The following is an 18,685-nucleotide window of genomic DNA, read 5'->3' on the forward strand; positions in this document are numbered from 1 at the left end:
TTCTAAATATATAGGTGGAAATAATAAATAGAGGGGATTAGATTCACTTGAACTCAATAATATATTTTAATAATCATGTAACAATAAAGTTTGCTGTAGAGGAATTAAGGCGGTTAATGAAGAAGGCGGGATTACAAGTAAATATTTATCAGAATCCTGATCTAAACACTTTAAAGGAGTCCAAACGAATCTCTATCATGCTCCAGGATGAGTTTAATTCCTCCTCATTTTCTAAAGGAGATCTGTTCATTGAAAAAGATGGGTTCGCCATATTTGAAAACGAAAATGAAACGTGGATCATTGGAAAGGAAGAACGCTCAACATTATATGGCGTGTACCATTTTTGTGAGAAAAGACTTGGTTACAACTGGTTTAGCATAGGAGAAGAACACTTAAAAGAATCTAATTTTATTCAGGGTATTAACAATTGGAACATAAATGAACCCGCTTTCAATAGAAGGGGAAATATTTTAGAAACGATAAATGATCCAATTTATATTAGTAAGTTGATAGACTGGGGTGTTAAGAATGGACTTAATGAATTCTTTTTTACCTTTTTTCTTTGGGACGAGATAGGGGAATATATAAGAGAAGATCTGGAAAAGCGAAGTGTAAATGTTACGTTAGGGGGACATAGTTTACGTTTTCTATTAGTAGCAGCGGAGCGATCATCAAATGAAAGTGTCGGTTTTTTTATAGCTGAATCGCCATTGCAAAATCAAGTTATTGAAGAAATAGTTAACATCTGTAAAAAGACCCCAGTGGTAACGAGAATCTCATTGTGGCCGGAGGATATCGGTATAGAAGAGGATCATTTTTCTGATTTTATGCAAATCTACATTGTTTTTGCAGAGCGATTAAAAACCGCATTAAAAGCTGAGAAATTACGAGTTGAAGTGGAGCATATTGTCTACAATGCAGGTTTAGCTTGGAATATGTTAGAGCGAAATGAAAAGACAGTCCCTACCAATCAAGTTGACATACTTTATGCATATTGGGGCAGAGATTATTCACAGTCCATCGACAACAACTCAACTGAGCAAACCCGTGCAATAAACGCCTTAAAGGACTGGAAAAAACAAACAGAAGCTAAACAGAGATCAATCACCGTTTTAGAATATTACAGTGATCATTTCATGTTAAGTGAACTATTTCCACCGTTAGTAAAACGGATAGAGGAAGATGTTAAAGCATATCGTAAGTTAAAAATAGATGGTTTACTTAATCTAATTGTGCCAATTCATGAAAAAGAGCAATCATCAGAAATGCCGAAAAAATATCCATGGAAATGGATTCAACAGTTGAATAACTATTTCTATGCAGGCTTGAGTTGGGGGAAAAACGGAGACCAACTTTTGAGACAGTTTGGCTCAATGCTTGGACCAAATAATGAAAGATATGTGGAGATTTTATTAGAATTAGAGAAAATAGTCTCCCAGCATACGAAATGGAATTTCCCATTATTTCCAGCGAGAGTGGTGGATCCGGAGAAGGTCAGCCATCCAAATGATGCAACAGGGATAATCGAATTCCTAGATGAAATTATTTTATTCTTTAACAAGCAAGACATAGAAATAGATAAGGATCTGCTAATGATTCAAAACAAAAATAATGCCGTTTCGTTTTCAAATCAGGAAATGCTATTGATTTATTTTTACTACTTGAAAGAGACAGCAAAATTTTATAAGAAAGCATGGACAAAGATGTTGGAGGTAACTAAATGAATTTTATTGACCTTAACTATTATATGCCATCAAAAAGTTGCGCAGACTCCGAGGTTATCACAAAAGATTTAATCGTATACGGTGCAACACCAGCAGGGATTACTGCAGCCATTCAAGCTAAAAAAATGGGACTAAGTGTTGCGATAGCAGAATTTAGTAATCATATTGGCGGAATTACGGCCAGTGGATTAGGAGCTACCGATTTAGGCGCGAAAGAAGCAATCGGTGGACTATCAAGGGAATTTTATCAACGACTTGGGAGCTATTATCGAAAAGAAGAACAGTGGACGTTTGAACCAAAGGTAGCGAAACTGGTTTTTACGGAATGGGTTAAAGAGCATGATATTCCGATTTATTACCTCCAGCATCTAAAAGAGGTGGTCATGGAAAATAGCGAAATTAAAGCGATTATCATGGAAAATGGAAATGCTTTTATCGGTGAATATTTCGTGGATGCAAGCTATGAGGGGGATGTGATGGCCAAGGCGGGTGTTTCCTATTCTGTAGGGCGTGAGTCTAATGAAACGTATAACGAAACATATAATGGCATTCAATTTGGGTATCCCCATCATAAATTTGAAGTTGCAGTAGATCCTTATGTGATTGAGGGCAACAAAGAAAGTGGTCTGATTCCAGGAATTACAGAAATCATCAATGAAGAGGAAACTAGAGGACAAGGAGATAACCGGGTTCAAGCATATAACTTTCGAATTTGTCTAACGAAGGATGCAGATAATCTTATTCCATTTCCAAAACCACCAAAATATGATCCAGAAAGATACTTGCTTTTACTAAGGTATATTCGCGCAGGGGTTTGGGATGCCATGAATCTTCATACGATGCTGCCAAATGGCAAAACAGATTTAAATAATTATGGAGGATTTTCGACAGACAACATCGGTATGAATTATGAATGGCCAGATGGCAGCTATGAAACACGAGAGAAAATTTTCCGGGATCATGTGAATTATAGTATGGGAATGCTATACTTTTTAGCAAATGATCAGCGCGTACCACTATATGTCCGACAAGAAGTAGGACAATGGGGATTGCCAAAAGATGAATTTGAAGAGACGGGGAATTGGCCGCATCAGCTCTACATTCGGGAAGGCAGAAGAATGATTTCTGATTATGTGATGACAGATAATAATTGCTTAGGAGAAACTGTAATTGAAGACTCTATTGGACTCGCATCCTATCAAATGGATTCACATCATGTAAGAAGAGTGCTGGTGGATGGCAGAATTGTAAATGAGGGGGATGTCGAAATCCCTATTTCACCTTATCCAATAACCTACCGTTCTGTTCGTCCACGAAAGGAAGAATGTACAAATCTGCTAGTACCTGTCTGTTTATCCAGTTCACATATTGCATATGGTTCTATTCGCATGGAGCCAGTATTTATGATTATTGGGCAATCGGTAGGGATGGCGGTTAGTTTAGCATTCAAGAATAAATTGGCTGTTCAGGATGTTGATTACAATGAATTAAAAGAAGGGCTAATGAAAGAAAATCAAGTTCTTGCATGGGATAATTCGATTGAGGATGATCCTGTTGAGAGAATGAAGCAGACGTTTGGGAAGGAGTGATTCCTTGAATTGAGTTAAGAGGCAGTACGATTCGAGCGGATGTGATGCCACCAAACCTAGCTTTCTCATGCTCAAATCAAGTGGACGCAATCACGAATAAAGTAAAAACTCACCAAAGGTCGATTGATTAACAAATTATATTCTTATAAAAAGAAATCGGCTTATCAAAAGCCGATTTCTTCCTTATAAAGCAGGTTAATCAATTAGCGAAGTTTCAATTGTATTGACATCGTTTAACAGCATTTCTTTTATTTCTGTCGGTGCATTACTTTTTTCTAGATGCTTACGGAAATCTTGTAAATGCTTTTTAGCCTGAGTCATATGACCCTTTTTGTAATGATTTTCCGCTTGTTTTAACCTGTTTGTTAATTGTTTAGATAAGGAGTGCTTGATTTCCCCATCTTCTTCAAGCGCTAATATCTTATTTGTGAGTGAAGAGAAGGTAACTGCTTCATCTGCCCAATGAATGTTATATTGTCTAACAGATTTTCCATCCTCTGCAGTTACGTTAATCTGGGTTACTCTTTCAGGACTATCCAAATTGACGATTTCGATTTGTGCATTGGCTTGGGTCGTCTCTACGACAATATCATCATTAACATCCGAGTTTATGGTGTAGTCAGTAATACCTGGTGAGAAGTCTGCTATTCGTTTGCCGCCAATTGTAATTGAGCTTAACGTTGCATCTGTTTCAGGTACAGGGATTCGATAAAGCTTATTTCCAAGCGCATAATAGATACTGCCGTCAACTCCAATCGTCATGTTGTTCATAAATTCGTCGACGATTACTTGATATGCCAATGTTTCTGGATCTATCACAATTAGTTTTCTAGATAATGTTGTATACAACATTCCATCTGGACTCCAATGAAGCTCATATGGCTTCCATTTACTACTATTATACAAGCTTGGTCGAATGACTTTGCTCTTAACAACCTCTTTCGTATCTGGGTTCATTGCAAAGATTGTTCCATCTACTGCACCCCATAAGTTTCCAACGGGTCCAAACGATAGTTCACCAATCATTCGTGGTGTTTCATCAATTCCGGGAATGTCAGGAGTAAATTCGTCTATCTTCTCACCCTTTTCAACATCCCAAACGAATATTTTGGCTTCCTTTGCTTTAGGATCAACACCTAATCCGCCCCAAACCGACGTACTGCCATACAACTTTCCGTCATGATATGCCAAGCCAATAATACTTTGATCTTTTACTACATTTCGGAATTCAGACCATTCTTTTGTATTATCATCATAGATTGCGAGCGATCCACCTAAAACACCATAATCTGGTACAGTACCAACAAATAATTTATTGTCCCCAGAAGTAATCATGAATGGCCGATCTTGTTGGTTCGTAATATCAAATTCAAAATTCGGGTTACTATTTAAATCGACTTCTTTTAATGGGTCATAGCTATACATTATTGCACCAACATATGTTCCGTAGTAAACCTTGTCGTTTAGGAAGCCAATTCCTTCTGGTTGTGCAAAGGAAGGGATATTAACTTCTATTTCCTCTGTAAAAGGATTAAAAATGCTCATCCCGCGCTGGTATCCACCCATATACAGTTTTCCATCATGCCCTGTTTCCAGTGCTTGGATGGCCACGGATTGAGAGGCAATATCTAAAGGTATAAAGGATAAATCATTGTTATCTGGCTCGTATTGCATGTACTCCCCGTATTGTGTAATCATTGCTAATACGGTCTCTCCACTCGATAAGGTGATCCATTCCATATCCTTTACACGGACCGTATCGGGGAGTAACGGAATGTCTTCGATCACTGTAGATTGGTTAGTTCTAAAATCATATTGATACAGCTTCGTTTGAAATTTATAATAGATAACATTTGGGTTATCCGGTGAGGGCTCCGAAATTTTATTGCTGTAATTAAATGTATGGATAATCTCATTTGTTTCCGGATCAATAACGAGCATGTTGATAGATCCTACAGAGAGAAAAAGCATATCATTGATTACATACATATCCTCAAAAAATCCTTCTTCTCCGGAATGGCCTTCAATCATAACTTCTTCTTTTTCACCAGTGACTCTATTAATTTTATAAAGGTGTTTTGTTGTACCAATCCCAACGAAAATATATTCATCTGTTACAGCGATACCTCGGGCATAATCCTCATCATCAATGACAGGACCATAATCACGGAATGTTTCAGTTTTAATATCATATTCAAAAACACTTGCATTTGGATAGGTTGATCCATAAATTTTGCCATCTGCTGAAGCTTCTAAATCCCATACCCAATCATCAGATGGATTTGCACCTAAAAATTCTACAATTTTTTTCTCAGGTGAATATCTGTAAAGCTTGCCATCTCCAGTTCCAGCAAAATACACATTTTTGTCTGGTGAAGTTGTCATCGCCCACAATGCTTCAGTTCCTTCAATGACTTCAGAAAATTTAAGTTCTCCAGTTTCAGCGTTCAGTACGGAAAATGTACCTGGCAGACCATTGGAGTGGTAATATACTTCATTTTCACCTAACTGATTTTGTTGGATAGCTGCGGCCTGTCCTAGTTGAACGTCTACCATTTCACCTAAATTAACAGGCGTCGAATATTCACGTTCTAATAATGCATCTTCTTCTGTTTGTTCAAAAGTAACATCATCAAAATATGCTTCTGTAAGACTGATACCGCCAGAATAAAAGGCAACTCTTGCATATGCACTATTTTTAGGGGCATCACCTAATACTTTCAATTCTGACCACATGTTTTTAGGTAAATTGCCAAATAATTCTTGTTTTACTTCTAGTTTTTTATTTTCACTATCATAATAATGAACCTCGTAAACTATATTATGTGTTTGATTTACAACATTCGTTTGAACGGTTGCCAAATACGGTTTCTCAGGTACAACGGCTATTTTATCACTTAGAACTCGAAGTCCAGCAGTGCCACTTGTATCATGAAAATGCACGCTTTGCACTCCATTGTTGTATTTATCTGGACTGATGGTAACTCCAGTAGCCCGATTTTCTGATTTCCAACCAATTATTTCTCCGTTTTCATTCAATGGTAGTTCAAACCCGGGATTAACAACCTCTTCTGTTATATCATTACTTACTGCTTGAGATACCGCCGGGAACATTAGTAATATTCCGACAATGAAAATTATACAATACGTCATTATGAAGCTTTTTCGTAACCTATACTTCATCAATATATTCACCTCTATTGTTTTTATTTACTTTAGATTTTCAAGTAAGCCTCTTATTTCCATTTTGGCATCAGCTGTAATTTCAGATTGATGAGCTTCTTCCAAATGCCTTAAAGCTTTTTGTACAAATTTATCAGCTTGTTGCAGTCTATCCATGTCACGGTGATGGATTGCTTGTTTCACCGAATGAACTAATTTTTTACTTAAGGAGTGTTGGATATTTCCATCCTTCGATTGCTGCTCGATTAAATCGAGTATTATTTCCAGTGTCACTTTTTCCATTACTTCTATTTTCATCATCACATCAGATCCGTCAGCGTAGTAGATATTCCCATCGTCACCGATTGTCATCAATTCCGTTTCAGCTAATGTTTCTAACTCTAGTGTACTCGGATTTACCACAGTCAACTTCCCTGCCAATGTCGTATACATTAATCCATCCACACCCCAACGGATATGAATTGGGCGCCATCTGCCATAATCTGTTACATCGGGATAGATATTCTTGCTCTTTACGATTTCTAATGTATCTGGATCCATTGCAAAGATCGTTCCATCAGCTGCCGACCATAATAACTCATCAGGTCCAAGACTCATACCGCTTATCATTTTTGGCTGAACAGCTGCATCAGGTATCTTAGGGACAAACTCAGTTAATTTCTCTTCTTCTTCAATATCCCAAACGAAGATTTTCGCTGCAGTTTCGGTTGGATCAATTCCTAAAAAACCTCCTCTCAAATATTAAAGATTCAATTACAAGTGATGATATTCTCTTTGACAACGCTTTCAATAATGATGAATGAAAACTACAGAACGATATATTTTTCTCTTAATAATATTCATAAATCAATTCTGTTCAAGATACAAGTCTTTAATTAGACCATAAGTTTTATGGGTCAAAGACCTATACATAAAATTAATAAGTGCAGTAGAAAAGGGTGCAACCTGAAGGCAGCACCCTTTTCTAAGATCCTATGTAACTATCTTATACTTTTTCGAATTTTAATTCTTCTAAATGCACGATTACTAATCCAAGTGCTAACAACTGCTAGTACATTACCTGTGAATAACGGAATAATGCCCGGTATGAGAGTGACGATAAAGTATAAAGCAACGAAAGACAGTGCAATTGATAGTGTTTCTACCGGAGAGGTCACTGCAATTAAAAATGCTTGTTTAATATATTGAAAGAATTTCAATTCAAAATGAATATAAACCGGGAAGAAAAAGAGCAATGTGATGACGTATGCAATTAGAATCAACACCAATACTGGAAATAGAAAAGATAGCTTCCCACTATTTATCTGTAAAAAAGTAAAATCATAATACAAAACATATCCAACAATCGTAAATAGTACTGCAAATCCGTTTAATTTAAAGAATTCCTTCTTGTAAATTTTCCAAAAGGCTGGGAAGATGCGAAAGTCATTTTCCTTTTTATACCACTTCCTCACGATGGAGAACATTGCTCCTGTTGCTGGAAAGAAGCCAAACACAACGACTCCGATACATGTAAATAATATCCAAATTAAATTTAAATAACCTACTTTTAACATCCATAATGCGATTGTATTAAATTTGTCCCAGCTTACCAATAATTCCCCCTCCTTTAAAAATCAACTATACGTTAAGTTAATCTTATTTTGCAAATATTTCTCCATCTTTAAACTGCAACATACCGGTATTATTTTCTGATATTGTCCAATATTCCTATTAAAGACACTTTAGAGACTTGTCACTTGTTCAAAAAAATCTTAATATAAAGTTAGCAAATACGATGAGGTGAAAGCTTTATAACACAATAATGTTAACGCTTTCCTATCTTTGGATTTCTAATATTAGGAGGCAACTGTATGATCTAAGGAGGTGTAAAGTCGTATAAAAATGATTCATAACTTTAGGTTGTATATTTTAGTAGATAAGAAAGTATAACGACTTTCTTACTACATTAGTACAACTAATGCTGTCACCTAAAAGTCTTGTGACAACCAAGTTTTCTAAAAATTAAGGGGGTTTAGTTTATGCGGAAGAGAATTGGATTTCTAGTACTGTTACTTACGCTGGGACTCGTATTAGCTGCTTGTAATTCGGATGGTGAGGAGACAACTGGAACTGGTGGAGACGGAGATGCTTCTGGAGAAATTACTGTTTGGGTACATCCTTACACAGGTGATGCAGAAGCAGAAAAAGAAATGTGGGATGGGATAATTGCTAGATATAATGAGGAGTTTCCTGAAGTTAAGGTAAATATTGAAACGATTCCATGGTCTAACCGTGATCAAAAAATATTAACTGCACTTGCAGCAAATAACGGCCCAGATGTGTTCTATGCAATTCCTGACCAAATGCCACAATATGCAGATGAAGGTATGCTGCTTGAGCTTGATCCTTATTTAGAAGACTATGATATGGATGATTTCGTTGATTCGGCTTTAGTATCAACTACATGGAAGGATAAAATGTATGGCCTGCCAATCCTTCAAGAGGCATATACTTTTTTCTATAATGCTGACGTGATTGAAGCAATTGGTGAAGACCCAGAGAATCTGCCAACAACTTGGGAAGAATTCCAAGCATGGGCTGAGAAAGCAAAAGAGAAAGACTTCTATGCACTTAGCTATGCGGGTGGCGGTTCGATGAATGGAACATTATATCCTTGGATATGGCAAGCAGGTGGGGATGTTATTACCCAGGATGATGAGGTCTTGATAAACAGTCCTGAAAGTGTGGAGGCATTCGAATTCATCAACAATATGTATGAAAAAGGATATATTCCTGAAGATTCAATCACTGCAATGGAGCATGATGCATTATTTCAAGGTGGAGAAATGCTAGCAGTCCTCGGGTCAGGAATTTCACTAACGAACTTACAAGCAATTGAGGATTTTAATTTCGTAATCGCACCACCATTACAAAATGAAGAACAAGTAACTTATGGTACGACAGGAATGTTCGTTGTTCCTTCAAATAGTGATAACCCTGATGCAGCTGCAGAATTCGTGAAAGTAGTGACAAATGCTGATAGTCAGAGAGAATTTAATACGGTAACACAATATATCCCAACAAGAGAATCTGCTAAGGATATCTTTGATAGTCAAGAATATTTAAGCCAACTTGCAACATATACGGAATTTGCGTTACCTGGCGTAATACATCCAATAGGACGCAACATCATGCCATTAATTCAAGCAGAAGTACAAACCATGATGGAAGGTAAGAAGTCACCAGAAGAAGCAGCAGATGCAGCAGCAGAATTGATTGAAGCGGAACTAGCTAAATACTAAATAGACTAAAAGCAAGAAAGCACACAACTAGATGTGCCTATTACTTTAGAATTTAACAGAGAGCATTGGTCAGAGCTTCAGATCAAACTCTCTGTTACTAACTTTCATATGAAATAAGGTGATTACACTGGAGAATATAAAAGAGAATAATAGTTTTGCATCTAAAGATCAATTACCTAGGAAGAAAAATGCAAACAAAAGAAAATTACCTTTTAAACAAAGAATAAAACGTGAATGGGACAGAAACGCAATTGTCTATATCTTTCTAATTCCTGCACTGATTCACTTCTTAATCTTTCAAATCATTCCATTCGCTTATAGTTTTGTTTTAACATTTTTAGACTGGAAGATTATTGGAGACTCTGAATTTGTCGGGCTGAAAAATTGGATTCAGTTTTTTAATGATGATCTAGCCTGGAAAGCAATTTGGAATACGGTATTGTTTTCGATTTATTATATTTTGCCTACAATGGCGCTTGGGTTAATTTTAGCGTTAATCATTAATTTAAAGGTTAAATTTACAGGCTTTTTTAAGGGAATATTTTTCCTCCCTGTTGTTACATCCTTCGTGGTAATTGCTGGTATTTGGGGATGGTTATTCGGTGGAACAAAATCAGGTTTAATTAACTATTTAATTGGTTTAATTGGAATTGATACGCAATTGTTTTTATCCGATTCTAGTCAGGCGCTTATCGTACTTGCTGGATTAAGTATTTTTAAGGTAGCTGGCAGTACGATGATTTATTATTTTGCAGGTCTGCAATCGATTCCTAGGGAATTATATGAAGCGGCTCGAATCGATGGGGCATCGCCGGTTAAAATATTCTGGAGGATTACATTTCCCCTTTTGAAACCAATTCACTTTTATGTGTTGATTGTAACTACAATCGGTTCCTTTCAAATCTTTGATTCTGCCTATTTACTTACAGGCGGGGGACCTAACCATTCTACAACAACAATCGTTTATTATTTGTATCAACAAGGATTTGCGGGGCTTAATTTAAGCTATGCAGCTGTTTTGTCTTACGCACTGTTCTTTATCATTTTAATAATCTCACTAATACAAAGAAAATATCTTGGTAAAGAGGACAATATTTATTGATCTCAAGCCTTTCAGGAAGGGAGAATAAGTGGAGTGATTAAGAAAATTTTCTCATATACGGCGTTAATATTACTAGGCTTTACTTTCCTTCTGCCATTTATCATTATGGCTCTAGGATCACTCAAGGAAACACAATTTGCACAATTAGATCCACTTTTTTGGATACCAGATGATCCAACCTTAAGTAACTTCCAATATCTTTTTAATGATGGAATGTTTTTAAGGTGGATTTATAACTCTTTCGTAATTACGATTATCCCAGTTTTTAGTCAGATGTTATTTGCTGGAATATTAGGTTATATTTTTGCAAAAAAACAATTCCCTGGGAAGGAAGTAATCTTTTGGATATTTATGGCAGTGATTATGGTGCCGCAACAGCTGTTAATCATTCCGAAGTACATTATGTTTTCTGATTTCGGTTGGATCAATACGTATTGGGCATTGATTGTTCCTGAATTATGGGCGATTATGGGAGTGTTTTTAGTAAGGCAATTTATGCAAGGTATTCCAGTTGAATTAGAAGAGGCGGCACGCATTGATGGTGCAAATGATATTAAGGTTTTCTTCAAAATTATCTTTCCGCTGTCAATGCCTGTCATTGCAACGGTTGGAACATTTGCGTTTATTAGTAACTGGAATGACTTATTTCAACCATTAATTTATATGACACAAGAAAAAATGTTTCCTGTAACAGTTGGGTTAGCATCGTTACTAGGCAAGGAAGGGAACTTTGGGATTGAAATGGCTGGGGCGACCCTTTCGTTTATTCCTACTTTCTTGATTTTCTTGTTCTTCCAAAGATATTTCACAGAAGGAATTCAAATGTCAGGAATGAAGTAAGAAAGGTGGAGAAGAATGGAGGATTTGACGATTGGCATGATAGGTTTAGATACTTCTCATGCAATTGCTTTTACGAGGTTATTGAATGATTCCGATGAAACTTATCATATAAAAGGGGCGAAGGTGGAGACTGCATTTCCAGGTGGGACGGAGGATTTTGAGCTAAGCAGGTCCCGTGTTGGTGGCTTTACGAGCGAACTGCGTGATAGCTTTGGTGTTTCCATCGCCGATACGATGGAAACCGTTGCGGATAAAAGTGATGCTATATTATTAGAATCTGTTGATGGCAGGGTTCATTTGGAGCAGTTAAGGAAAATTATTTCTTATAAGAAGCCTATTTTTATCGATAAACCATTTTGTTTGAGCACAGAGGATGCGCAGGAGATGATTCGTCTTTCAGAACTATATGAAACACCAATAATGAGCACTTCTGCCCTCCGATTTTCTGAAGGATTGACTAGTGTATTAGATAATCAAACAAGAGGAAAAATTATTGGTGCAGATTGTTTTGGTCCGATGGAATTGCAGGAGCAGCAGCCGGGCTTCTTTTGGTATGGAATTCATGCTGTCGAAATGCTGTTTACGATTTTAGGTGAAGGTTCAGACCGTGTGGTAACAGTGAAAAATGACGATCATGATCTACTAACCGGAGTTTGGAAGGATGGTCGGATTGGGACGGTCCGAGGAAATCGAAAGGGGAATTTTCAATTCGGGGCAGTAGTTCATTTTGAAGGAGGAAGTGAATTTGTTTCTATACATTCTAAGCAGAAGCCGTATTACGCTAGTTTACTAGAACAAATCATGCTTTTCTTTGAGAATGGTGTATCGAGGATTCCTTTAAGTGAGACAAAAGAGATTATTCGATTTATAGAAGCGGCTAATGAAAGCAGGGATTCTGGAAAGTCTGTCTTGATTTAGTACATATTTTATTAAAGAGGGTGTAAATGTGAAGCAAATTCAATTTGGAATTATTGGAGCGGGAATCTTGGCACCGCTTCATGCAAATGCGATTTACTCGAACCCGCGCGCGATGCTTGCAGCAATTGTAGATATTGATCTTGAAAAAGCTGATAAATTAGCTAAGGAATTCAACATTGAGAAAGTATTTACAGACTATGAAAAAATGCTATTAGAACCAATTGATGTCGTATGTTTATGTGTTCCTAGCGGGATGCATGCAGCACTAGCAGTGAAATGCGCAGAAATGGGTAAACATGTTTTGACGGAAAAGCCTTTAGATATTACGTTTGAACATATGGATGAAATGATTAATGCTTGCAATAATTCAGGAGTGAAACTTGGTGCGGTATTTCAGCGGAGGACATTGCCACATTTCCTAGCAGCTAAAAACACGTTCGATTCAGGCGCAATTGGTGACTTAATGATGATTCAAGCTTATTTAAAATATTTCCGTTCGGATGAATATTATGCCAGTGCCGGCTGGCGTGGAAAGTGGAAGCTTGATGGAGGCGGTGCACTCATGAATCAAGGGGTGCATGGTATCGATCTTATGCAATGGATTGGCGGGGAAATTGAAAGTGTGATGGCATACACGGCAACACTTGCCCGAAAAAATATTGAAGTAGAAGATACAGCAGTAGCGGTTTTAAAATTCAAAAATGGAGCCCTTGGAACGATTCAGGGTGCAACGTCTGTTTTTCCAGAACAAGAGACGAGTATTGAACTAAATGGAAATAAAGGAACATTAAAAGTGAGTGACACAAATGTAGAAATCTGGGAAGTTATAGACAATGAAAATAGCAAACCAGCATTACCAGCGTCTGATCACGATGGGCATGCAATTATTATTAATGACATGGTCGATGCTGTCATAGATGATCGGGAACCAATGATAACTGGTGTCGAAGCACGTAAATCGGTAGAAATTATCTTAGCAATCTATGAATCAGCAAAAATAGGCAGGGAAATTAAACTCTCTGAATTCCACCCGTTCAGCAGTTAAGTCTGTTTACCAATAAAGGAGTTTATTAGAATGCAAATATCTGCTATTGATGTTTTTCCAGTACACTTGCCAATGTTACAGAGCTTTTCGATATCAGGTGGAAAAGTGGGAGATAAAAATGCTGGTGCACCACATGTATATGTCAAGGTGACGACAGATGATGGAATAGAAGGATGGGGAGAAGCTCGACCAAGCCATAGGTGGAGCTATGAAACGATAGAAACGGTAGTAACAACGATTAACAATTATTTCGTCGATGCACTAAAAGGAGTTTCAATTTTTGCACTGGAGGAAATTCATTACATTATGGATAAGCAAATCGCTTCTGGTATTACAAGGGGGCAACCAATTGCGAAAGCTGCAATTGATATGGCTGTTCTGGATGCAATTGCAAAAACGATTCATCAACCAATTGTTCATAGTTGGTTTACCGAACCACAAAACATGATAACACTTTCCTATTTAATAAGTGTTTCAAATGAGGAAGAGGCAGCTGAGAAAGCAAGAATTGCGAAAGCGGAAGGATATTCCGGAGTGGATGTCAAAATCGGAATAAATCCAGGCAAGGATTTAGCTATTTTGAAAACGATAAAGGAAATTTTACCAGATGTTTATTTCCGAGTTGATGCGAATCAAGCTTATCATTTAAAGGATGCAATGAGACTTTGTAAAGGAATGGAGGAAATTGGCATAAGTGTTTTTGAACAACCACTGGTTGCTGGTGATTTAATTGGCCATGCGAAGCTCCGTGAATTTACAACCATTCCGATTGCCTTGGATGAAAGTATTTGGACACCAGCAGATGTTGTTCGTGCGATTCAATTAAGTGCTTGCGATATGATTGTAATAAAGGTAACAAAAATGGGTGGTTTATCACGTGCAAAACGATGTGGTGATATAGCAAAGGCGGCAGGTCTTGAATTACTTGGCGGAGGGTTAACCGAATCTTCATTAGGCTTGTATGCCAGTGCTCATTTATTTCAAGCATTAGATATCGCAACACCTGTTGATCTAAATGGTCCACTATTTTTGGCTGATGATCCATCAAAAGAGATGGCCGTCATTCAGGAAGGGAAGATTCAACTCCCAAAGGGAAACGGGATTGGATGGATAGTGGATAAGAAAAAACTAAAGCAATATTCTATTACAGTGTAAAATTATTAAGATTAGCAACGGCCAATCCACTCCACCAGCAAATCGAGCGAGGCCAGTGTAAAATCGAGCCACTCCGGCACCAAATCGAGCGACGCCAGTTCAGAATCGAGCCAATCCACTGGCAAATCGAGCGACAGACAAAGTATCACTCAAGAGATGTCATCAACAATAAAACTAAGGCGATATATCCGCCGTGGCCTGCCTTTATGTGTTACCTTTTCTTCGCCAACGATGTCGACTAATTCAGCATCCATCCATTTTAACAGGATTCGATGTGCACTTCTTATCGTAATGTCTAATGTTGTCGCAAGTTCTTGTGCAGTATAATCAAACTTTTTATGCCTTGCAACTCGGGCCATAAGCTTTGTCATGTATACTGCAGACATACCAGCTTTTTCAGCCTTGTCCAGTAGTCCAGTATCTGTAATGGCTAAGTCATATCTTTCATATTGTGTATTGGCAGAAATATCAACAGGCCCAAGAACGCTTCGATCTTCACGGACAATATAGCAGATATTACCGCCTAATTCTTTCGATTGACGCAGTGCTAAACGAGCATGGCTTCCCGCTTCAGCAGCGGAGCTGCCGAAACCAACACCAACACTTAATGTTATCCCTAATTCACTCTTGGTTTCTTTTAATAAAGGAATAAACTTGTAGCCTCTTGTCTCTCGTTCAAAAATGCCACGAGTGGTTATAAAAGAATACTCTTCGCCCCCTGAATTAATGAGATGACCATCAAGCTGTTTTGTGTAATTAAGCAGCATTTGCTGGATTTGCAATTTTAATAGCTGAACATCATGCTCAGACGTATATTTTTCTATTACTCGAGTAAAATTGTCGATATCAATGATACCAAAGACGATTTGTGATTCTTTATTTCTGCGGGTTTCTGCCGCCAAAAGTGCACGTTCTAAAGACACAATCATATCCTGATGTGTTGGAATTACCCACTCATTCGGGATATCAAGCTCAGATAGTCTGTTAGATACTTCTTGGATACCAGTGATTGCGATTGATTGATTTTTATGATAGTTATTTTTATGAAATCGGGTCATATGATCAATGAGGTTCTGATTTGTATGTTGATTAAATGAATAGCAGTTATAATCAGATTCAGCTAATTCAAAGAGGATTTGCTCAACATACTTTTCTTCGATTGTATCAATCGATAGATTTTTTAATCCAAAATTACTTTTTATTATGAATAAGGAACGATAAAGTCCTGTTCCTGTCAGTGGCACATGATGGACAGGTATGGAAAAATTGATGTGCTGCTTAGCTTCGAAGTATAGATGGAATTCTGTGAACAATAATACATCTACTTCGTCGATTAATTCTTCCGTAACTGCTTTGGTAACACTAGCTGGGGTGGTAGTAGAGTAAATAGGTTTAAAATTAGGAAACGCTTTCAAAACTTCCCTAGTTTGTTTCATTAATGCTTCAGGTCCAATGATTCCAATGGTTATTTCAGAATTATTAAGTTGCATGATCACTTCTCCTTCAATAAGCATTCTTTAAAGACTTTTTAAAAGACTTGTCTTTAAATGTTATTTTTATTAATCATACTTTTTTCAAAAGAGATTGTCAAAATTTAGAAAATATAATAATTAACAATATTACGTATTAAAAGACACTATTTAGACTTGTCTTTTAAAATCTCTCTACATACAATGAAATTAATTATTATTCAGAAATTTCATCGCGGTAGTAAATCCCACTGGCTGAAGTTTCACCTTATCTATAAAAAGGAGAGCGATTATATGAAAACGATTGCAGAACTAGAGGAATTTATGACGGTACCCACTGAAGCGTTAATGAATGATTTAAAGCAGTTGGATGGGGACATATTAATTTTGGGTATTGGTGGGAAAATGGGACCAACACTAGCAAAAATGACGAAAAGAGCAATTGATAAAGCGGGTTTAGATAAAAAAGTTATCGGTGTTTCCCGATTTTCCTCAGGAAATTTAAGGGATGAGCTGGAAGCTTATGGCATCGAAACGATAGCAGCTGATTTGTTAAATGAGGACGATCTGCAAGCACTTCCCAACGTGAAGAACATTATTTATATGGCTGGGAATAAATTCGGTACGGTTGGCAATGAGCATTTTACTTGGGCAATGAATGCATATCTTCCTGGAAGACTTGCAGAAAAATTCAGTGACTCGAAAATTGTTGCATTTTCAACAGGGAATGTTTATCCATTAACAGATGTCGTAAGAAATAATAGTTCTGAGGATAAACCTGTAAATCCAATCGGTGAATATGCACAATCTTGTTTGGGTCGTGAGCGTGTGCTTACTTATTTCTCACATAAAAATAAAACACCAATGCTGATTTTCAGGCTAAATTATGCAATCGATTTACGGTATGGCGTATTGCTTGAAATTGCCAAGCAAGTATATGAAAGTAAACCGATTGATTTAACAATGGGTAATGTAAATGTAATCTGGCAAGGTGATGCGAATGAATATGCGATTCGATCCCTATTACATACAGACCATCCGCCAAGAATTTTAAATGTTACAGGACCAGAGACGTTATCTGTACGTTGGTTAGCGAAGGAGTTTAGTAAACGATTTAATAAAGAAGCTATCTTTATCAATGAAGAAGATTCTAAAGCATTACTGAATAATGCAGCAAATGCACATAAACTTTTTGGCTATCCGAAAGTTTCAGTTGAGCAAATGATTGACATGACTGCTGCATGGCTAAGTAATGATGGTGCTACACATAATAAACCAACACATTTTCAAGAACGAGAAGGTGCGTTTTAAATGTTGAAGGAAGCTGTGAAAAGAAAGTTACATGAAGGTACGGTTATTCCAGCTCATCCACTGGCATTAACGGCTGAAAGAAAGCTTGATGAGACAGGTCAACGTGCACTTACCCGCTATTATATTGATGCTGGAGTCGGGGGAATTGCAGTGGGGGTGCATACGACACAATTTGAAATCAGGGATCGGCAATTTAATTTATTCGAGCCCGTACTTAATTTAGCGATGGAAGAAATGGAGAATTGGAATGTAGGTGATTCCTTTATAAAAATTGCTGGCATTTGTGGTCCCGTTGATCAAGCTGTCGCGGAAGCGAAGTTTAGTAAAGCGGTTGGATACGATCTAGGTCTGCTGAGCATGGGCGGTTTACAAGATCTTACAGAAGATGAGTTAATCTACAGAGTAGAAAAAGTGGCAGAAGTTATTCCTGTATTCGGGTTTTATCTGCAGCCATCTGTAGGTGGAAGAGTTTTCTCTTATGATTTCTGGCAAAAATTCGCAAACATAGAAAACGTTCAAGCGATAAAAATTGCCCCTTTCAATCGCTACAACTCTTTTGATGTAGTTAGAGCGGTATGCAATTCTGAGCGAAATGAAGAGATTGCTTTGTATACAGGGAATGATGACAATATCGTAAGTGACTTATTAACTACTTATAAAGTTAGTGTTGGTGACAATAAGCTGAAAAAGAAAATCGTCGGTGGCCTGCTTGGACATTGGTCTGTTTGGACAAAACGTGTTGTAGAGATATTTGAAAAGATTAAAGAAGCTCAAGGAAATGAATCGATATCAAGTGAGCTATTAACACTTGGTCAAGAAATAACAGATGCAAATGCAGCTTTTTTCGATCCTAGTAACGGATTTAAAGGCAGTATTGCGGGGATAAATGAAGTGCTCGCAAGACAGGGATTACTGAAGGGAAACTGGTGTTTATTAGAGAGAGAGGCTTTGAGCCCTGGTCAAGCAGAAGAAATTGATCGCGTCTATGCGGAATATCCACATTTACACGATGATGAATTTGTCAAAACGAATTTAGCAAAATGGTTCAATGAAGAATAGGAAAGG

14 protein-coding genes are annotated in these 18,685 nt (G+C 37.3%); 10 read left to right on the plus strand and 4 right to left on the minus strand.

The features are described 5' to 3' along the window. The first annotated feature begins 47 nt into the window (after positions 1-47). Together CWR45_RS05310 and CWR45_RS05315 are read left to right on the plus strand one after the other, a co-directional pair. Positions 48-1,724, plus strand: a complete 1,677-nt coding sequence (locus CWR45_RS05310) for an alpha-glucuronidase family glycosyl hydrolase (RefSeq protein WP_170138792.1) — start codon at positions 48-50, stop codon at positions 1,722-1,724. Then, positions 1,721-3,313: an FAD-dependent oxidoreductase gene (locus CWR45_RS05315; RefSeq protein ID WP_115748758.1), complete on the plus strand. Its 1,593-nt coding sequence runs from the start codon at positions 1,721-1,723 to the stop codon at positions 3,311-3,313. The genes CWR45_RS05310 and CWR45_RS05315 overlap by 4 nt, the downstream gene beginning before the upstream one ends. A gap of 195 nt (positions 3,314-3,508) precedes the next feature. Here the strand turns inward: CWR45_RS05315 and CWR45_RS05320 are convergent, their stop codons facing one another. From CWR45_RS05320 to CWR45_RS05330, 3 genes are all read right to left on the minus strand, one after another. Then, positions 3,509-6,496 (minus strand): FIMAH domain-containing protein, encoded by a 2,988-nt coding sequence (locus CWR45_RS05320; protein WP_115748759.1) that lies wholly within the window; start codon positions 6,494-6,496, stop codon positions 3,509-3,511. A gap of 27 nt (positions 6,497-6,523) precedes the next feature. Next, complete coding sequence (locus CWR45_RS05325) at positions 6,524-7,234, minus strand: FIMAH domain-containing protein (RefSeq protein WP_115748760.1); 711 nt, start codon at positions 7,232-7,234, stop codon at positions 6,524-6,526. Between the two features lie 242 nt (positions 7,235-7,476). After that, a complete protein-coding gene (locus CWR45_RS05330) occupies positions 7,477-8,091 on the minus strand; it encodes a YesL family protein (RefSeq protein WP_115748761.1) in 615 nt (204 codons plus the stop codon). A 426-nt stretch (positions 8,092-8,517) separates the two neighbouring features. Here CWR45_RS05330 and CWR45_RS05335 point away from each other — a divergent pair, with 426 nt between their 5' ends. The 6 genes from CWR45_RS05335 (at position 8,518) to CWR45_RS05360 (ending at position 14,840) form a co-directional block, all read left to right on the plus strand. After that, positions 8,518-9,780 carry a sugar ABC transporter substrate-binding protein gene (locus tag CWR45_RS05335; protein ID WP_115748762.1) on the plus strand — a complete coding sequence of 421 codons (1,263 nt, stop codon included), beginning with the start codon at positions 8,518-8,520 and terminating at the stop codon, positions 9,778-9,780. Between the two features lie 223 nt (positions 9,781-10,003). Continuing rightward, positions 10,004-10,882, plus strand: a complete 879-nt coding sequence (locus CWR45_RS05340; RefSeq protein ID WP_245975355.1) for a carbohydrate ABC transporter permease — start codon at positions 10,004-10,006, stop codon at positions 10,880-10,882. Positions 10,883-10,918: 36 nt separating this feature from the next. After that, complete coding sequence (locus CWR45_RS05345; RefSeq protein WP_115748979.1) at positions 10,919-11,722, plus strand: carbohydrate ABC transporter permease; 804 nt, start codon at positions 10,919-10,921, stop codon at positions 11,720-11,722. Positions 11,723-11,737: 15 nt separating this feature from the next. Beyond that, positions 11,738-12,640, plus strand: coding sequence for a Gfo/Idh/MocA family protein (locus CWR45_RS05350; RefSeq protein ID WP_115748763.1), 903 nt, complete (start codon positions 11,738-11,740; stop codon positions 12,638-12,640). A 28-nt stretch (positions 12,641-12,668) separates the two neighbouring features. Then, positions 12,669-13,685 (plus strand): Gfo/Idh/MocA family protein, encoded by a 1,017-nt coding sequence (locus CWR45_RS05355; RefSeq protein ID WP_245975341.1) that lies wholly within the window; start codon positions 12,669-12,671, stop codon positions 13,683-13,685. Between the two features lie 30 nt (positions 13,686-13,715). Next, entirely contained in the window at positions 13,716-14,840 is a 1,125-nt protein-coding gene (locus tag CWR45_RS05360) for a mandelate racemase/muconate lactonizing enzyme family protein (protein ID WP_115748764.1), read from the plus strand. Positions 14,841-14,989: 149 nt separating this feature from the next. Here the strand turns inward: CWR45_RS05360 and CWR45_RS05365 are convergent, their stop codons facing one another. Next, positions 14,990-16,330 (minus strand): GGDEF domain-containing protein, encoded by a 1,341-nt coding sequence (locus tag CWR45_RS05365; RefSeq protein ID WP_245975342.1) that lies wholly within the window; start codon positions 16,328-16,330, stop codon positions 14,990-14,992. A gap of 273 nt (positions 16,331-16,603) precedes the next feature. On the opposite strand from CWR45_RS05365, the gene CWR45_RS05370 reads away from it, so the two are divergent. Together CWR45_RS05370 and CWR45_RS05375 are read left to right on the plus strand one after the other, a co-directional pair. Then, complete coding sequence (locus tag CWR45_RS05370) at positions 16,604-17,620, plus strand: NAD-dependent epimerase/dehydratase family protein (protein ID WP_115748766.1); 1,017 nt, start codon at positions 16,604-16,606, stop codon at positions 17,618-17,620. Further along, positions 17,621-18,679: a dihydrodipicolinate synthase family protein gene (locus CWR45_RS05375; RefSeq protein ID WP_211315935.1), complete on the plus strand. Its 1,059-nt coding sequence runs from the start codon at positions 17,621-17,623 to the stop codon at positions 18,677-18,679. It abuts the gene before it with no gap. Positions 18,680-18,685 lie beyond the last annotated feature (6 nt).

Source organism: Oceanobacillus chungangensis, assembly GCF_003369565.1.
Classification (GTDB): Bacteria; Bacillota; Bacilli; order Bacillales; family Amphibacillaceae; genus Oceanobacillus; species Oceanobacillus chungangensis.